Origin of the sequence: Salibacter halophilus (assembly GCF_008806325.1) — a bacterium.
Classification (GTDB): domain Bacteria; phylum Bacteroidota; class Bacteroidia; order Flavobacteriales_G; family Salibacteraceae; genus Salibacter; species Salibacter halophilus.
In genome coordinates, this window is sequence record NZ_WACR01000003.1 from 24587 (window position 1) to 41917 (window position 17331).

Consider the following 17331-nt stretch of genomic DNA (forward strand, 5'->3'; position numbering starts at 1 on the left):
GGCTATTTGCCGTTGATAGTTCTGATCACAACTCCTTTTAATTCACTCCCCAGCCAATAGTTGTTTTTAGACTTACTTTTAAGGAAGTTTTTATCGATTTTAACTTTTTTAGACGAATCTAAAATCGTTACTCTTGCTGGTTTTCCTTCTTCCAGTTGCGGAGTAGGTAAGCCGATGAGTTGTCTGGATTCTACGGCTAATTTATCGACAAATAATTCAATCGAAATATCGTCTTTGAGGAAGGTGTTGTAAACCGGATAGAGGGTTTCAAGCGAAGACATGCCAAATGCTGCATTGTCAAATTCACGTGCTTTTTCTTCGATGTTTTGAGGTGTGTGATCAGTAGAAATAGCATCGATGGTTCCGTCTTTGAGTCCTTCGATTAAAGCTTGTCTGTCTGCCTCGGTGCGGAGTGGCGGATTCAATTTCAGGTTTGTGTCAAAGTCCTCGAGATCTTTGTCGGTCAGAGCCAAATTCATGTACGAAACATCACAGGTTACCGGGATTCCTGCATCTTTTGCAGATCTGATAATCTCAACACTTTCCTTGCTGCTGATGGAAGAGAAATGGATAGGTGAGTCGCAGTATTTAGCGAGATCAATGTCGCGCTTGAGTTGAATTTCTTCAGAAAGCGAAGGCATGCCTTTTAATCCGAGCGAAGTGCTCATTTTGCCTTCGTTCATTTGACCATTTTTGTTCAATGATTTATCGCTGGCAAAGCTCATCACCGGCATTCCCGACTTTTTAGCGTAAAATAGAACACGTCTCAGTAAATCGGCATTTTGGATGGCTTTTTTGTGATCTGTGAGAGCTACGATTCCGGCATCTTTCATGTCGTACACCTCAGTGATGTCTTCACCTAATAAACCTTCAGATGCTGCTCCGGCTATGTGAATATTTGTTTCGGAAAGTTGGGCTTTTCCCTTGACATAGTTCACCACGCTTTTCGAGTCGATAGCGGGTTGTGTATTGGGCATGAGGAGAACATCAGTAAAGCCGCCATGCTGTGCTGCCTGTGATCCTGAGGTGATATCTTCTTTGTGCTCGTTTCCGGGATCGTTGAAAGATACGTGCAAATCAAACCAACCGGGAGTGAGGATGAGTTTTTTGCCAGTTATGACTTCATCGGCCTGCTGATTGAGGTTCTGACCAATAGCCTTTGTTATTCCGTTTTCAATGATGACATCGGCTGTTTTGCGGTGCCACTTGCTCCCGGGCCAAATGATTTGTGCGTTTTTAATGTGCAGCGTTGACATGCGTTTTATTTTATGAACCTCAATAACAGAATTTCAATTCCCAAAAATAACAATGCGAGGACGATACACCATTTCCAAAGCGAACTTTGTTGCCCGATGGAGCTCACAAAGTTGCCCAGTGAAGTATTGTCGCCCGTTAAAACTTGTGCTTTATTCCAGTTGTTTTGCTCGATCAATTGTTCGATTTCAGACTCGCTCATGAATGACAGTTCAGATTCGCTACTGCCGTAATTGAATGCTGCGTAAGTGAGTAGCGAGTCTGCATCGTTCGTGATTTCATACACTCCCGATTCGGTCACGTTTTCACGTGCATTGACGAGCAATTTATCACCTTGTGGTATGATTTGCGGAATGAATTCGTTTTCGCTGCTTTCGATCGGAGCCATTTTTACCAGCTCGTCTTTCAATCCCTGTGTGCGGTTGATCGTCAAATTGCTTTTTTCACCAATCGTGTTGTAGTAAGAACCGGCATTTTGAGATTGAAACGCCATTTCAAAAAGGATTGGGAGTAGGAGTCCGCCCTGCTTAAAAGTTGTTTCCTCAATGGCTGATGTCCACAGGTAAAGCTTGCCGTTTTCGTGCTCGATTTCCATCAAAACCGGTGAATCGTCTTCTGTTTTGATAACCGGTATGGCCGGCTTTGCACCGCGCTCAAATCGGTATTGTTTTGTGATTGAGGGCCAAACAGGATCTTTTGGTTTTTTGCTGAAAACACCTCTGAAAATTGGATGCTCAAGATTAATCGTTCCAACTCGTTTCTTTGTCGTATCTGCTTCACCGAGCGTTCCGGCTCCAATTTTTTCAAGCAGCAGGTTGATTGCTTCACGGTCAGATCCCGGGAATACAATGCCTGTTCCACCTTGCGAGAGGAACGACTCAAACTCTGACCAAAATCCGGCCGATTTCAAATCAACGCCATTCGCGATCAGTGCTGATGCGTTTTTCCACGACTCAAAATCCGGCTCTGTTTGGCTCTGACCGAGATACTTAAAAGCCTCATCGGTTGCGTAAATACGCTCGATTGTTTTCGTGCTTTCCTGAGGCTGGATTTCGACTATATTGAAAGCTTTGGGAACTTCAAATGTGAAATGGAATTTGTTGTCGAAATCTGCAGCATCGTTCTCAATTTGAATAATCCCGTAGTGCGGACCAGCATCCTGAACCGTGAAGTAAATTGTGGTATCGTTTTGCCCGGGAGATAGATCGACTTTGAGAATGTTCTGCATTTTTCCGTCTATGCGTAGTTCCAGCGAAGAAGAAATATTCTCATCTCCTGTGTTGATAATCGAGATTTGGGCTGAATCCTGAATGCCCGCTTTGCGAACAGGCGAAAAGAAAGCCAGCGAGTCGATGTAAACATTCGATCGGTAAGTGGAATTGACTGGGAGGAAATTTGTTTGTGCCTTTAGCGAATCACTATTCGCTTTTTGCAAAAATGAATTTTGAAAATCGCTGATGATGAAGCGGTGATTGTTCTTTGCACCCGATGGCAGGGAATTGTTAATTCGTTCACGAACCTGATCGAAATTGCGAATATTGGGTGAAAGTCTCAGTTTTTGAATTTCGTCAATCGCTTCGTTGGGAGAGAGGAGTACACGATCAGTTCCTTTGAAGTCATTTGAAATCAGCTGAATTTTATCAGTTGGAGCTGCCTGCTCCAGGATTGAAAAAGCTTTTTGTTTACCTCTCTGGAAAGCTTGTCCTTCCGGACTCGAAAAAGACATACTCAATGAGTTATCGAGGTATAGCGAAAGCGTTTTATCGGCAGATTCTGATTTACCTTCTCCGGGGAAATAGGGCTGGGCAAAAGCCAAAACCAAAAACACGATAAAGAGAATTCGGGCTAACAGTGTGAGTAAATGCTTTAGCCTGGATGTCGACTGCGTCTTTTCCTGAACAGACTTGAGGAACTGGTTATTGGAAAAATAAACTGTTTTGTACCGCTTGAGATTAAAGAGGTGAATAGCAACCGGAATGGCAATTGCGAGTAACCCGTACAGAAATTGTGGATACAGAAAGTTCATTGGCGCACAAAGCTAATGAATGCAGGTGATTATATAAGATCAAATTTTGAGTGTTTTAATTTTATACTTTCAAAAATTGCGGGATTTAAGTTATTATCATTATAATCGCTATTCGATTAATTAATATAAACCCTATTCAAATGAAGTACTTAATCCTACTAATGTCAATTGCAGTGTTTTTTAGTTGTGCAGCAATAAAATCAATGAGAGGAAAATCAAAAGTTGAAGAGTATAGAACTGAAAAATCATATTCAGGAGATACATTGATTTATAAATATTATAAAAAAAATACTGATATTCTTTTGAAAGAGGAAAAGCTAGTAAATGGCGAACCAGTAGGAGCTTGGAATGAGTATGACAAGTCTGGGAATATAATATTAACACGAGATTTTAGCAAATTAGTTTATGATCTTGAGCCCCCAGAAGGAGTTGTCGAATCCCCTAAAGATGAAGAGGATTGTGAAAACTGTGAAAAGCCTTCCTTTCCTGGTGGAGAAGACCAGTTATTCAAGTATTTAGGTGAAGAAATCTCTTACCCAGAAGAATCTAAGGAAATGAATAGCTCAGGTGTTGTTTATATGTGGTTTATTGTAAGAAAAACCGGAGAAGTTGAGCCATATTCAATTATTAGAGGTGTAGATACTTTTATTGATGAAGAAACATGGCGTTTAGTTGAGAATATGCCAGATTGGGAACCAGCGATAATGAACGGTAAACCAATTGATACTTATATTAATTTACCAGTTAGGTTTACATTAAAATAAAACCCTACCAAAAAATATACGCGATAATGATCGCTGCAACAATTCCCATGAAATCGGCAAAGAGGCCGGCTGTTGCGGTGTAGCGCGTGCGTGTTACATTGATTGCACCGTAATAAACCGCGATAGTGTAAAATGTTGTCTCAGTACTTCCCTGGAATACTCCGGCTAAAAAGCCCTGGAATGAGTCTGACCCATAATTGCTCATGGTCTCAACCATCATAGCACGAGCTCCGGAACCTGAAAGCGGCTTCATCACGGCTGTGGGCAGTGCTCCCACAAAATCGGTGTTAAACCCGAACCAACTTACGAGAAATTCAATTCCGCCAATAATCCAATCGAGTGTGCCGCTGGCTCTGAACACAGCAATTGAAATGAGCATTCCCACGAGGTAAGGAATGATTTTTACACCAACATTGAATCCTTCTTTTGCGCCATCGATGAAGGTTTGGTAAACATCTACTTTTCTTTTCAGCGCGAGTAGAATAAACCCTACTATCACACAAAAAAGAATCAGGTTACCGGATACGACTGAGAATTTCTCTGCAAAATTATCGGGCATTTGGGTGAGCCATGTTACCAGAGCCAGAACGAAAATTGTGAGTCCGCCCAAAACCAACAACATCGTTTTGTTGAACAGGTTAATGCGTTGCCTGATGGAAACGAAAATCAAACCGGTAATTGTCGCAAAGTATGTGGCTAGCAGAATCGGTAAAAAGACATCGGTTGGAGTAGAAGCGCCTTCTGCAGCACGCAAGGCCATTACACTGACAGGGATAAGTGTCAATCCACTAGTGTTCAGAACCAGAAACATGATTTGCGCGTTGCTGGCTGTTTTTTTGTTAGTATTAGCATCCTGGAGCTGCTCCATAGCTTTGATGCCGAATGGTGTAGCAGCATTGTCGAGTCCCAGCATGTTGGCAGCAAAGTTCATCATGATGGCTCCGTGAGCATTGTGATTGCGCGGAATCTCAGGAAAGAGCCGAATGAAAAACGGTTCTATTTTTTTCGAGAGCCATGCGATGACTCCGGCCTTTTCTCCAACGCGTAATATTCCGAGCCAAAAGGTCATAACGCCAATTAGAGTCAAAACTATAGCGATTGAAGTATCAGCCATATCAAAGGTTGACTGAACCATATCGCGAAAGACGTAGAGGTCACTTTCGTCAAATACCAGTCCGATTGCTTCTAGTTGATCGCGAAAGAAATAGCCAATGGTTCTGACCAAAGCCACGACAAACGCGATCACAAAAAAACCGATGAAAATATAGTTCAGTACCACTTGGCGTTATTTTCGCTCAAAGTTGTGAAATATTTTTAATGATGGTTTAAAGATCAATTGAGATTTTGATTTTTCCACCAAGACCCTTTTCTACAATGTCATAAAGAGTCTTGAGCGTTATGTTATTTCCATTATTTTCAATTCTGGAAATATATGAGCGTTTTTTATTGATAAGAGAAGCGAGCTGACTTTGTGTTAAGTTCTTTTCTTTCCTTGCCTGACGCAGCAGAATACCAATTTTAAAAGATTCAAAATCTCTTTCAAGTTCGTCTCTTCTATCAGTTCCTTTTTCTCCGTAAACGGAATTTTTTATTTCATCCCACGATTTAATTCCCATAACAGAATCAAATGTAACATAAAAGTTACGTTTTTTTGACTTTAAAATAAATACTCATGCACATCCAATAACCCGAGAAGAGCAACTATAATAATGACGACAACGAGTCGCCTTATCCAGATTTGTGCTTTTGGGTTTTGAAGGGCATAGCGAGCAACAGCCCATCCCGTTGTGGCTTGTCCGGCTGCGAGTGCGAGTCCGGCACCCCAGTGAATCATGTCGTTGAAAATGAAGACAGCGAGTGGGACAGAGGCGAGTCCAAAAACCAGGATTTGCTTGATGAGATTGGCTTGCCGGAATGAAAATTTACTCAAAAGCACCAGTGAAGCGAGCAGAATGATGCCAACTCCCATCTGAATAAATCCGGCATATAAACCGGCAAACAGAATTGAAAAACCGGTGAGCCACTTGTTGGCACCTCTCAATCCGCGATCTTCCCGACCCCATTTACCTGGCTGTAACAACATGGATAGTAGGATCAATGCCAGAGCGCCAATTGCCACGTACTGCAGCATTTTATCGCTGACTAGTGTGGCTCCGTAAGCCCCAATTCCGGATCCGACCAAAGCCGGTATCGATAACCATGCATTTCGCTTGAACAAGCCTACTGTTGAAGGTGATTTCCTGATGGAAAAGAGGACTGTAACGGCCAAAACAAAAACGCCAACACGGTTAGTCGCATTGGCAATAGTGGGTGAAATCCCGAATAAAATAAGTGTGGAGAGCGTAATCGCAGAGCCGTTTCCGGCAAGCACATTAATGATTCCGGCCATTGCACCGGCTGCAAAGAAAATGAGATATGCGTACCATTCTAACTCACTCATGCCGGCAAAGGTGTAATAAAATCAGCTAGCAGTTTTAAACGAGTTGGTTTGTTCTTCGTTGAGGAGTAAATCATTGTGATGAAAAGTCACATGGTCAGATCCCTGTTCAATACACGAAATACTCGTTGTTTGTACTTGTCCGTCCCGGTTCATCCTGATGTCGTTATAAATGTCGCCTTCACCGCCAAAGTGATGAAAATGCAGGATTTCATTACTCGTTGGATTTTTGTGATTCTCGAGCCATTCGTTGAACCAGTTTTTGCGTTTTTCAATTGTATCGGGCGTGTAGAGCTGTGCTGATGACCAAATATGCGGTTTGGCGGGATCATAAGAATTGTAATGCTTCTGTTTACCATCCCAGCGAAACTCCTTGATTCCATCGTTGAAGATGACCACAGTAAAAGGCTCAATATTGGTCAGATCCGTAGCTTTCAAAGCTTCGATCGGATTCCCTGTAGCTAATGACTCGGTTAAGATTAGTCCTCGACTTTTACGATAAGGCGGATTGTGCTCGTGTTGCTCAAAAGCTCCGTTGAGCAGACAAGCAATAATTCCATTCACATTGATCGCTAACCAGGTTCCTCCGGCTAATCCATCTTTAGGAAAATACAGATCAGATCCCTCAACATTGTGCCAATCAGGAAAGCCTGCCTTTTTACGCTCAGGGCTTTCATCCCGGTTAGATGTTATGAGTCTGGGAGAATTGTTTTGTTCCGGTAAATAAGTCAGCGTGCACATAATGCTTATTTGGCTCTGACCATTACAGGTTTTGGTTTCATCTCGATCATCTTCAACTTTTCAAAGAGTTTGATGAAGTAGTATACCGGATCGAGTTCGTACCATGAGTGACCAAAGTTTGCGCTGTTTGGTTTTGTGTGGTGATTGTTGTGATAACTCTCACCAAGCATGAGAAAATCTATTGGAATGAGGTTTTTGCTTGTGTCGTTAACTCTGAAGCGTACTGTCCCTATTTTGTGTGCGAACCAGTTGATGATTGCTCCGTGAAATGGTCCCATGACAAAGTGAATAGGGAGAAGGAGGAACATCCACCAGTGAGTTGCAAAAATGGCATAAAACCCGATGTAGAGTAAGCCCCATGAAATGCGAATCATCCAGTTATCTGCAAATTTTTCAAAGCTTTTCCACTCGGGAAGGTTTTTCGTGAATTTTTCATCTGTTTTTACGCGACCATAGAAAATGTCACTGTAAATAACTTTCGTCTTCCACATCATATCGAAAAGGCTCTTCGAGTATTTGGGCGAATGTGGATCTTTTTCGGTATCGGCATAGGCGTGGTGTTGGCGGTGCAAAATTCCATACGTGTTAGGGCTCAAATAGGAAGACCCCTGCCACAACCAACTGAGGATAAACCATACTTTTTCCCAGCCTTTACTCATCGTAAACATTTGATGAGCTGCGTAACGGTGATGGAAAAACGTTTGGGTAAATAGTGATAAATACCAGTGTGCTAAGAAGAAAATTAAAATGATCACGATTGAAATGATTTAATATCAGATTAGAAAAAAAGATATGCTGCAAATAACGGCATTGATGGAGCACGGGTTACCATTTAGTTGAAAAATATTTTGATGTTCAACTTATTCCTTAAAAACGCATCTTGAGTACTGAAAAGTTCACTTCAGGGAAATGGTATTTTGTAGGGTGATATTTTCATGGTTGTGATGTATCTTTGATGTAAGGAAATCTAACAATAAAAATATCATGAAAAGAATTGGCTCAATTGCGGTTGCGCTGGCGTTCTCCTGTTTTTCATTACAGGTTTTTGCACAATCCATTACTACCGGCTCAGTATCAGGAAGTCCATTTTGTCAAAGTGAAAATTTAACAGTTAATTATTCAATCTCCGGCTCATTCAATGGCGGAAATACTTTTTATGTTGAATTGAGTGATAATACGGGAAGTTTTTCATCTCCTGATACTATCGGATCTACTTCATCTACATCAGGTGGATCAATTACTGCTACTATTCCGTCAGTTATAGATCCCGGTTCCGCTTATCGAATTAGAGTGTCAGGAGATTCTCCGGCTGTCACAGGTAGCGATAACGGCTCTAACCTCACAATTAATTCAAGCGGCCTCGATCCTGCAGAGTTTGGAAATAACGAATGGTATGTTTTCGGTTACAATGGGAAACAGTTTGTTACGTATTTGGGAAGCTACATTGATACCAGCTTAAATATTTTATCATCAGATTATTTCCCTACAAATGGATCACCAAGTGACGCCTCAAACTATCAGGGCTGTTCAATTCCAAACGATCAACATTCATTTTCATACAAAAGAGAAGGTTTTACTGCCGGTCAGTACACTCTTGATATAAGAGGAGATGATGATCACAGGCTTTATGTCAATGGAGTGCTTGAATATTCTTCATCTTATACTTCAACTATTCAGAATGCTGTTTGGTCTGGAAATTTAGGAGCCAATTCTAAAATAGAAATACAGGTTGAAGAAAGCGGTGGAGAATCAGCATTAGAAGTTGAGTTCAATTACACACCAACTCTTGTAATTTCTGATGATCTCGATGTTTGTACTGGGGCCACTGTTAAGATTGGTGTTGACGGAGGTGCTAACTATGATTGGTCTGGAGGTAATACAACTTACATGAGTGCTCCTTACAATACTGATAGTGTTGAATTGGTGATTCCTTCCTCGGCACCTACAGGAGTTCAAACCTACACAGTTACAGGAACTGATGTAAATGGTAACGGGAATTATTCTGCAAGTGTCGATGTATCTATTGTTAGTACTTATGATGTTTCTGTTTCTGATACAGCTTTAGGAATTTGCTCTTCAAACACAGCTAATGTAACTGCCTCTGGAGCTACAAACTTTCTTTGGATTCCATCAACAGGAGTTCAATTCAATAATAGTTCAGGAAGTAATGTTACACTATCTCCTTCAAGCAGTACGGTCTATAAAGTTACTGCTGATGGAAGCTGCCCAAGTGATACAGAATACGTGAATGTGACAGTATTCAATTCATCAAATGGCACTAATCCAGTTTATGGTCAGAACCAGTGGATTCTTCACGGCTATGATGATGAAACTTTCTCTGACTACAGAGGATATTACAGCTTTTCTTCATTCAATTTTGACACACGTGATGATTGGTCAATAAATAATTCACCATCAGATGCAGCTAATTGGCAAGGTTGCTCAATAGGAAATAACAATCATTCTTACAGGGTAAGAAGAGAAGGATTTCCTTGTAGCTACTATCAAATAGACATCCCGAATCACGATGACGGTGTAACTCTTTATATAGATGGTGTACAGGTTTATTCTAAAAACACCTGGTACAGCAATAATTACACATCTGATGTTTGGCAAGGTTACCTCGGTCCAGATAGTAAGGTAGAAGTTACCATCAAAGAGCAATCAGGTGGTTCACATGTAGGGCTTACCTTTATTCCATTGTACGGACCTGAAGCAAATAATAATCATGCAATTTGGGAAGGAACAACTTCCACTTCATGGAATACATCCAGTAACTGGTGTGGCACTGTTCCGGGAAATGGAGATAAAGCATATTTGCTAGATCTGGGGAATAACGATCCTGTTGTTTCTACTTCAGTGAGTATTGATACTTTATACATTAGTTCGAATGTTACATTTTTAATTGACGGAACGGGAGCACTCACCGTTAGTGAGCCAATAGAAAATGACGGAACTATTGAAGTTGAGTCTTCGGCTTCTTTGGTTCAAACACATTCGGGATCTGACCAAAATACCGGAAGTGGAAATTATATTGTTCATAAACAGGGTAGAGTAGGCACAGCGGGATATAACGCATATTCCTCACCAGTTGAAAATGCTGATATAGCTACTGTTTTCGCAAATACTAACCCTTGTGATATTTTTGTCTTTGACGCATCTGACCAGTCCTGGAAATACGATTATCCAAATAACTATTCTACTACTTGTCTGGGTAATAATGTGACATTTACTTCTAGTTACCTGATTTCAGGATCTGACGGTGATATGGATGAAGGAAGAGGTTATTTCATCCCTGGTGGGGCAAATACATCACAGGCAAATAGAACTTTTACCGGGCAGGTTAATAATGGTGATATTTCATATTCTATCGCTACTCAACCTAATCCGGGAAATGTAAACTGGACACAGGATAACTGGAACCTGATTGGTAATCCTTATCCATCATCAATTAATGCAGCTCAGTTTTGGAATGAAAATGCTGTTTTGAATTCTCGCATAATGAGCGGAATTTATTACTGGGATGATGATGGCACAAACACAAATTCATCAAGCGATTATGCTGCCTGGAACAACTCTGGTGCAACTGTTGGCCCAAACAGCAATGTTACGCCAAACGGACATATAGCGAGCGGACAGGGCTTTTTCGTTATGGCAAATCAAAATACCTCAGTAGAATTTAACAATTCAATGAGAAGCAGTTCAAATGGTCAGTTCTTTAAAAATGGTCAGATCCAGTCATCAGTCAACTTTCCACGTTTATGGATTAGTTTGAAAAAGGACAGTACATTTAAAAGCCAAATGCTCGTGGCATTTCCAAATGAAGCAACAGAGGAAAAAGACAGGCTTTACGATGCGTTGAAAATGGAATCTGATAATCCTGTTTCAATTGCTGCCATAATCGATGAAGACAAATTTGTGATTGAGGGAAAAGCACCAATGCAATTTGAAGGAGACTCAGCCATATCAAAATTGAGTATCCATGCTTTAGATAGCGGAAAGTACAATTTTGAAATTACTGATTTTGAGAATTTGTTTGGAATAGATGTTTATCTGGTAGATCTTGAAAATGATTCTATTCACAATTTACGTGAACATTCTTACGAGTTTGAGGTGAATGACTCGTTGAAAACGGACGATCGATTTGAGGTGCATTACAAACTGTCAGAGATCAGTGATCCTTCTTCAGTTGAGTTGATCGATGAAAAGAATGATATCAAGGTTTATGCAGCTCCAAATAATGTTATAGTTGAAGCGATGAACACTCAAATTGACCAACTGCAAGTCTATGACATCAGTGGTAGAGAAGTGGTAAGTCGTAATGGTCAGAACGCTACCAGAATCAAACTGAATTCGTCAAGCTGGCTGAATGGAGTCTACATTGTGTCAGTTGTCGATGATAAAGGAAAACGCTATCGGGATAAAATAGTAATTCAATAGAGTAAACAGAGCCGGCTAAATGCCGGCTTTTTTTATACAGGAGCTTCAACATCAGCGATAAACCAAACATCTCCGTTTCTTTCTACCAGCCATGGGACTTCCCACCAAATTCCTTCTTTGGCAAATACCGTGAATTGATCACTCTTGTTTGAATTATTGTCAAACGTAAAACCCATTTCTGAAAGCTTACGGGTTATTTTATCGACACCTGCTGCGTATTTGGTTCTGATTGTTACGAGATATTTGTCTTCATCAACATTTTCAAACTGACTGATAAATGAACGAATATTTCCCTCGAACACATCATCAATGATGTGTTTTGGTATTATGACGTTGTTGCTTGACGTGAGTTCGATCATAATTCGAATGTAATTTTTATCACTTAAGGTAGAATGACTTAGTCGTAATTTTGGACAAAATACACTAAAATGAAAAAATCTATTGCGCTAATACTAACACTATTTTCAACTTTATTCATTTTTTCACAATCTCCTAATTATGGAGTAGCTGTTAAACCGGTTGAGTTTGAAAACATGCCCGGACTCCAATCTTTTGCTTTTGGAAAGTACGATGGAAATTGGGTTTTAGTAGGAGGTCGGTTAGATGGACTTCATCGCAGGCAGCCCTGGGCTTCTTTTGATGCAGGAAATAACAACGCATTTATTTATGTCGTTGATCCCGCTACTGAGGAAGTATTTCAAAAGTCTATAACAGGACTTCCAACTGCGATACAGGAACAATTCAAAACAACCAATCCAAACTTTCATCAGGATGGAAAATACCTGTATTATGTTGGAGGATACGGATACAGTAACACAGCAGGAGATCACATCACACACGACCGACTCACGAGAATTGATATGAGTACGTTGATTCCGGCTATTAAAAATAATGCGTCAATCGCGGCTTCTTTCAAATCGATACAGCATGCAGATATGGCTAATACAGGAGGTCAGCTGGAAATGATAGGGGACACTTTTTACCTTGCCGGTGGACAAGAGTTCACAGGTAGGTACAATCCTATGGGAGGCCCAAGTTTTACTCAACAGTATCATGAAAAAATAATGCGGTTTACTGTGGATGAAAACTCAAGTGGTAATTTGGTAATCAACAGGTTGTCTGATTTTGTCGATCCTGTCAATCTGCACAGGAGAGATTACAATATGCTTCCTCAAATATTTCCTGATGATTCATACGGCTTTACAATGTTTAGTGGCGTATTTCAGCCAACTCAGGATTTACCATTTTTGAACTCTGTTGATGTTAAACGAAACGGACATCAGGTAAATAACAACTTTACTCAATATTTGAATCACTATCACTGTGCTACAGCAGCTTTGTATGATCCTGATAGTAAGGTGATGGATAACTTGTTCTTTGGTGGAATCAGTCAGTTTTATCTCGATGTAAATGATAGTTTGATCGAAGATACTGATGTTCCATTTGTGAATACCATTGCCAGGGTAAGAAGACTTGATGATGGTTCTATGAATGAGCAAAAAGTTGCAGAAATGCCCGGTCTGTTAGGATCGGGATCTGAATTCATACCAGCTAATAACATCCCTTTTTACGAGCACGGAATAATTGATTTAAGCGAGTTAGACCTCTCACAGGATTCAGTCCTCATTGGCTATGTAGTGGGAGGTATAGAGAGCAGTGAAAAGAATATATTCTTTATTAATACCGGCTCTGAAAGTTGGGCTACACAAGTTGTTTATGAAGTTTATCTGGTCGATGAGCTCTCTACGGGAAAGTTAATAAACAAGAAACAACTCTTTGATGGAGGTAATGTTTATCCAAATCCTGTTTCAGGAGAATATTTTACGCTTTCGTTTGGCTCTGAAGTGAATAAAGAAAGAGCTGATGTAATGATTTATGATCAATCAGGAAGGCTTATTGATCAATTAAAGATAGGAGTTAAGTCAGGACAGAATAAAATAGAATTAAAAACTCCTGATACGAGTGGAGTCTATTACATTACAGTTGTAGTTGGCCAGTATTTGAAAACCTTCACATTGACAAAAAAATAAAGGAGGGAAATTTCCCTCCATATATTAAAGTCTTCTTAGAAGTTTTTCGTGACACCAAAGCTACCACCTGATGCTGCATTACCACCGCCAATCTCCAGATTGACAGCCCAGGACTCATCAAAGTAATAGCGACCACCTACTTGAGCCCCCAATCCCAATCCTGAGGAACTGTCACCGGGGTAGCTTGATGGTGAGTCGTAAATATAAAGACCGAGATTTAGTCCGGCATAAATGTCAAAGTTGGAAGGGAGTTCTAATACCTCGTTTACGTGATAATTACCTCTTGAAACAATACCAAAAATATTGTGGTTGAATCCATTACCTCTAATGTCCTCATTCCAACTGCGCCATGACAATCTACCTCCAAGTGTAAAATTGTTTGCCACAGCAGTTTCAAATCCTCCATAAACTGGAATACCCCATGTACTAATGCCAACTCCTAAATCAACAAAGCTGGAGCCTTTATCAAATGAGTTTTGGGCGTAACTAATACTTGAACATACTACGAATAAAAATAATGTTAATCTTTTCATTGTTTAAGCTTTTATTGAGTGCAATTAAAATGTAGCTAAAATCATCTCCAATACCAAAAAAGACCGCAATAATACGGTCTTTTTCTACATTACTATATGTGTATTGAGAACTAGAAAATATACTTGTTCTCTTTAATTATCGCTTCAGCGATTTCTCTTCTCGTTTGCTTGATGTTGAATGGTTCGATTTTCGTAAATCGCTTGATCCCCATCATTTGCATGCGGAGTTCGTCTCCTTCAGCATAGCTCATCAACGCTTCTCTACCGCACTTACCGATTTTTTCGGCTGCATCGTAGATATAGGCTCTGACCATGTTTTGTTGAAGTTTTGTTTCTTCCTCGCCTTTCATTCCGGCCAGTTTTTCAACTCTCAATAAAACTGATTCGGCCACATACGCTTCAATTAGCATATCTGCGATATTCAGTAGTATTTCCTGTTCTTTGGCGAGCTCCATCATGAACTTTTGAGCCGCTGAACCGGCTACCATCAATACCGCTTTCTTGAAGTTCTTGATGTAGCGCTTTTCAGAACCGAAGAGTCCGCTGTCATCGTGGTCGAAATCTGGAATAGACATGAGTTCTTCACCAACTTTCTTAGCCGGCCCCATCAAATCTAATTCGCCTTTCATGCCTTTTTTGAGCATCATGTCAACCGTGAGCATTCTGTTGATCTCATTGGTTCCTTCGAATATTCTGTTGATTCGGGCATCACGGTAAGAACGCTCCACAGGAGACTCAGCAGAGTATCCCATACCACCGTAAATCTGAACACCTTCATCAACAACAAAGTCGAGCGTTTCAGATCCGTGTACCTTCATCATAGCACACTCAGCAGCGTATTGTTCAATACCTTTTAAATCGGCTTTGGCTTTATCCATTCCTTCTTTTTCATGAAGATATTTGATTCTATCTTCAATGTTTTGTGAAGCACGGTAGGTGGCTGATTCAGATGCGTAAGTCTTAATCGCCATTTTAGCGATTTTGTCTTTAATCGCTCCGTATTTTGAAATTGGTCTGCCAAACTGATTGCGCTCATTAGCGTAGTTTGTAGCTTGTGAAATAGTTCCTTTACAACCACCAAGAACAGCTGCAGCCAACTTGATTCTACCGATATTCAAAATGTTGAGTGCAATCTTAAATCCTTCATTTTGCTTACCGAGTAGATTGTCTTTTGGAATCTTCACATCATTGAAAAACACCTGGCGAGTACTGGAACCTTTAATTCCCATCTTCTTTTCTTCAGGGTTTAGCGAAACGCCATCCACATCAGCCGGAATGATAAAAGCACTTAGGTTTTCATCGTCACCAATACGAGCAAATACCGTAAACACATCGGCAAATCCGCCATTTGTGATCCACATCTTTTGTCCGTTGATCACGTAGTGCTTGCCATCATCAGTGAGTTCGGCTTTTGTTTTTGCGCTGTTCGCGTCAGATCCTGATCCCGGCTCTGTTAGGCAGTAAGCACCTTTCCATTCTCCTGATGCTAGTTTTGGAAGGTATTTTTCTTTCTGCTCCTCAGTTCCGTAATAGAGGATAGGTAACGTACCAATTCCGGTGTGAGCAGAATACGATACAGAGAATGAGTGACCTGCACCTGTGGCTTCTGATGAAAGCATAGAAGTCACAAAGTTTTTCCCAAATCCTCCGTATTGTTCGGGAACTGAAATTCCCAGCATTCCCAATTCGCCTGCTTTATCTAAAATTGAAGGCATCAAACCTTCCTCAAGTGCATCAATACGATCGAGGTTTGGGGTAACCTCTTTATCCACAAAGTCCTTACAGGTTTGTGCGATCATCAATTGTTCTTCATCAAATTCTTCAGGGATGAAGACGTCTTTAGCATCTGATTCACGGATGAGGAATTCACCTCCCATCAGTGCCGATTTATTATTATCACTCATAATTCTTTGTTTTAGTTGGTTATTTCAATAATTCGTAAACTCCGGCTGCTCCCTGTCCGCTACCCACGCACATGGTTACAACACCGTATTTTTTGTCGCGCCTGCGCAACTCATCGATCATTTGAACAGAGAGTTTTGCTCCTGTACAACCCAGCGGGTGACCCAGGGCAATTGCTCCACCATTTACATTCACGAGTTCAGGGTCTAAGTCCAGCTCGCGAATAACGGCTAACGATTGAGATGCAAACGCTTCGTTGAGTTCAATGAGGTCGATGTCATTTTTGGTCAGACCCGCCTTTTTCAATGCTGCGGGTACAGCATCTACCGGTCCGATTCCCATTATTCTCGGGTCAACTCCAACTGCAGCGTAGGAGTGGAGTCGAGCGATTGGTTCTACACCTAATTCTTTCACCATCTTTTCACTCATAACGAGCGTAAAAGCTGCTCCGTCACTCGTTTGAGAAGCATTACCGGCTGTGACCGAACCCTTTTGGTCGAATACGGGTCTGAGCTTACCCAGCTTTTCAACGGAAGTATCTTTACGAACACCTTCATCAGTATCGACAGTGTAGTTGCGGCTCTGCTTTTTGCCGTTTTCATCAAGGTAAGTCTCTTCAACATCAATCGGAACGATGCCGTTTTTGAAATATCCGTTCTCAATGGCATTGGCCGCTCGTTGGTGAGACTGTAGTGCAAATTGATCCTGATCTTCACGGCTCACTTTGTAATCCCTGGCTACAGCCTCAGCTGTAAGTCCCATTCCCCAGTACCAGGTTGGATTTTCTTTTGCCACTTTTGAGTTAGGCACAATTCGCCATCCGCCAAACGGAATAGGAGACATCGTTTCAACACCCCCGGCTACAATGCAATCTGCTATACCGGCATGAATTTTTGATGCTGCCACAGCGATTGTCTCCAGTCCCGATGCACAATAACGATTGATCGTCATTCCAGGAACTTTATCGGTTTGGAGACTCATCAATGAGATCATCCTACCGATGTTCAATCCCTGCTCAGCTTCAGGTGTTGCATTTCCCACGATGAAATCATCAATGCGTTCTTTTTCTAAGTTAGGCACTTCTTTGAGCATGCCTTCTATAACCTGTACGGCCAAATCATCGGGGCGGAGGAAGCGGAAACTACCTCTCGGTGCTTTCCCAACGGCCGATCTTTTTGCTGCTACTATATATGCGTCCATAATT

The 17331-nt window shown here is 41.1% G+C and carries 14 protein-coding genes; 3 read left to right on the forward strand and 11 right to left on the reverse strand.

All coding sequences use genetic code 11. The features are described 5' to 3' along the window. Positions 1–2: 2 nt before the first annotated feature. Together F3059_RS03655 and F3059_RS03660 are read right to left on the reverse strand one after the other, a co-directional pair. Complete coding sequence (locus F3059_RS03655; protein WP_151166611.1) at positions 3–1256, reverse strand: dihydroorotase; 1254 nt, start codon at positions 1254–1256, stop codon at positions 3–5. 5 nt (positions 1257–1261) lie between these two features. Further along, entirely contained in the window at positions 1262–3280 is a 2019-nt protein-coding gene (locus tag F3059_RS03660; protein WP_151166613.1) for a BatA domain-containing protein, read from the reverse strand. Between the two features lie 140 nt (positions 3281–3420). Here F3059_RS03660 and F3059_RS03665 point away from each other — a divergent pair, with 140 nt between their 5' ends. Beyond that, the gene (locus F3059_RS03665; RefSeq protein ID WP_151166615.1) at positions 3421–4044 is read left to right on the forward strand and encodes an energy transducer TonB; all 624 of its coding nucleotides are present in this window, start codon (positions 3421–3423) and stop codon (positions 4042–4044) included. A 4-nt stretch (positions 4045–4048) separates the two neighbouring features. Here the strand turns inward: F3059_RS03665 and F3059_RS03670 are convergent, their stop codons facing one another. Genes F3059_RS03670 through F3059_RS03690 form a run of 5 tightly spaced genes read right to left on the reverse strand, consistent with a single transcriptional unit; the run spans position 4049 to position 7977 of the window. Next, on the reverse strand, positions 4049–5323 hold the full coding sequence (locus tag F3059_RS03670) for a nucleoside recognition domain-containing protein (protein ID WP_151166617.1): 1275 nt from the start codon (positions 5321–5323) through the stop codon (positions 4049–4051). 46 nt (positions 5324–5369) lie between these two features. Further along, complete coding sequence (locus tag F3059_RS03675; RefSeq protein ID WP_151166619.1) at positions 5370–5660, reverse strand: helix-turn-helix domain-containing protein; 291 nt, start codon at positions 5658–5660, stop codon at positions 5370–5372. A gap of 41 nt (positions 5661–5701) precedes the next feature. Continuing rightward, the gene (locus F3059_RS03680; protein WP_151166620.1) at positions 5702–6484 is read right to left on the reverse strand and encodes a sulfite exporter TauE/SafE family protein; all 783 of its coding nucleotides are present in this window, start codon (positions 6482–6484) and stop codon (positions 5702–5704) included. Between the two features lie 21 nt (positions 6485–6505). Next, a complete protein-coding gene (locus F3059_RS03685) occupies positions 6506–7222 on the reverse strand; it encodes an NRDE family protein (protein ID WP_151166622.1) in 717 nt (238 codons plus the stop codon). 5 nt (positions 7223–7227) lie between these two features. Continuing rightward, a complete protein-coding gene (locus F3059_RS03690) occupies positions 7228–7977 on the reverse strand; it encodes an acyl-CoA desaturase (RefSeq protein ID WP_151166625.1) in 750 nt (249 codons plus the stop codon). A 229-nt stretch (positions 7978–8206) separates the two neighbouring features. On the opposite strand from F3059_RS03690, the gene F3059_RS03695 reads away from it, so the two are divergent. Continuing rightward, entirely contained in the window at positions 8207–11662 is a 3456-nt protein-coding gene (locus tag F3059_RS03695) for a T9SS type A sorting domain-containing protein (protein WP_151166627.1), read from the forward strand. A gap of 32 nt (positions 11663–11694) precedes the next feature. Here the strand turns inward: F3059_RS03695 and F3059_RS03700 are convergent, their stop codons facing one another. Continuing rightward, positions 11695–12021, reverse strand: a complete 327-nt coding sequence (locus tag F3059_RS03700; RefSeq protein ID WP_151166629.1) for a hypothetical protein — start codon at positions 12019–12021, stop codon at positions 11695–11697. 69 nt (positions 12022–12090) lie between these two features. Here F3059_RS03700 and F3059_RS03705 point away from each other — a divergent pair, with 69 nt between their 5' ends. Further along, the gene (locus F3059_RS03705; protein ID WP_151166631.1) at positions 12091–13692 is read left to right on the forward strand and encodes a T9SS type A sorting domain-containing protein; all 1602 of its coding nucleotides are present in this window, start codon (positions 12091–12093) and stop codon (positions 13690–13692) included. Between the two features lie 35 nt (positions 13693–13727). On the opposite strand, the gene F3059_RS03710 is transcribed toward F3059_RS03705, so the two are convergent. The 3 genes from F3059_RS03710 to F3059_RS03720 form a co-directional block, all read right to left on the reverse strand. Then, a complete protein-coding gene (locus F3059_RS03710; protein ID WP_151166633.1) occupies positions 13728–14225 on the reverse strand; it encodes a porin family protein in 498 nt (165 codons plus the stop codon). A gap of 110 nt (positions 14226–14335) precedes the next feature. Beyond that, a complete protein-coding gene (locus F3059_RS03715) occupies positions 14336–16129 on the reverse strand; it encodes an acyl-CoA dehydrogenase family protein (protein WP_151166635.1) in 1794 nt (597 codons plus the stop codon). A 19-nt stretch (positions 16130–16148) separates the two neighbouring features. Further along, positions 16149–17330 carry a thiolase family protein gene (locus tag F3059_RS03720; protein ID WP_223274541.1) on the reverse strand — a complete coding sequence of 394 codons (1182 nt, stop codon included), beginning with the start codon at positions 17328–17330 and terminating at the stop codon, positions 16149–16151. Position 17331: the final 1 nt, after the last annotated feature.

Bases quoted from the DNA above. Each gene is read 5' to 3' on its own strand.
- F3059_RS03680 (WP_151166620.1), bottom strand. From the start codon at position 6,484: ATGAGTGAGTTAGAATGGTACGCATATCTCATTTTCTTTGCAGCCGGT.
- F3059_RS03665 (WP_151166615.1), top strand. From the start codon at position 3,421: ATGAAGTACTTAATCCTACTAATGTCAATTGCAGTGTTTTTTAGTTGT.
- F3059_RS03715 (WP_151166635.1), bottom strand. From the start codon at position 16,129: ATGAGTGATAATAATAAATCGGCACTGATGGGAGGTGAATTCCTCATC.
- F3059_RS03675 (WP_151166619.1), bottom strand. From the start codon at position 5,660: ATGGGAATTAAATCGTGGGATGAAATAAAAAATTCCGTTTACGGAGAA.
- F3059_RS03685 (WP_151166622.1), bottom strand. From the start codon at position 7,222: ATGTGCACGCTGACTTATTTACCGGAACAAAACAATTCTCCCAGACTC.
- F3059_RS03705 (WP_151166631.1), top strand. From the start codon at position 12,091: ATGAAAAAATCTATTGCGCTAATACTAACACTATTTTCAACTTTATTC.
- F3059_RS03700 (WP_151166629.1), bottom strand. From the start codon at position 12,021: ATGATCGAACTCACGTCAAGCAACAACGTCATAATACCAAAACACATC.
- F3059_RS03655 (WP_151166611.1), bottom strand. From the start codon at position 1,256: ATGTCAACGCTGCACATTAAAAACGCACAAATCATTTGGCCCGGGAGC.
- F3059_RS03710 (WP_151166633.1), bottom strand. From the start codon at position 14,225: ATGAAAAGATTAACATTATTTTTATTCGTAGTATGTTCAAGTATTAGT.
- F3059_RS03695 (WP_151166627.1), top strand. From the start codon at position 8,207: ATGAAAAGAATTGGCTCAATTGCGGTTGCGCTGGCGTTCTCCTGTTTT.
- F3059_RS03660 (WP_151166613.1), bottom strand. From the start codon at position 3,280: ATGAACTTTCTGTATCCACAATTTCTGTACGGGTTACTCGCAATTGCC.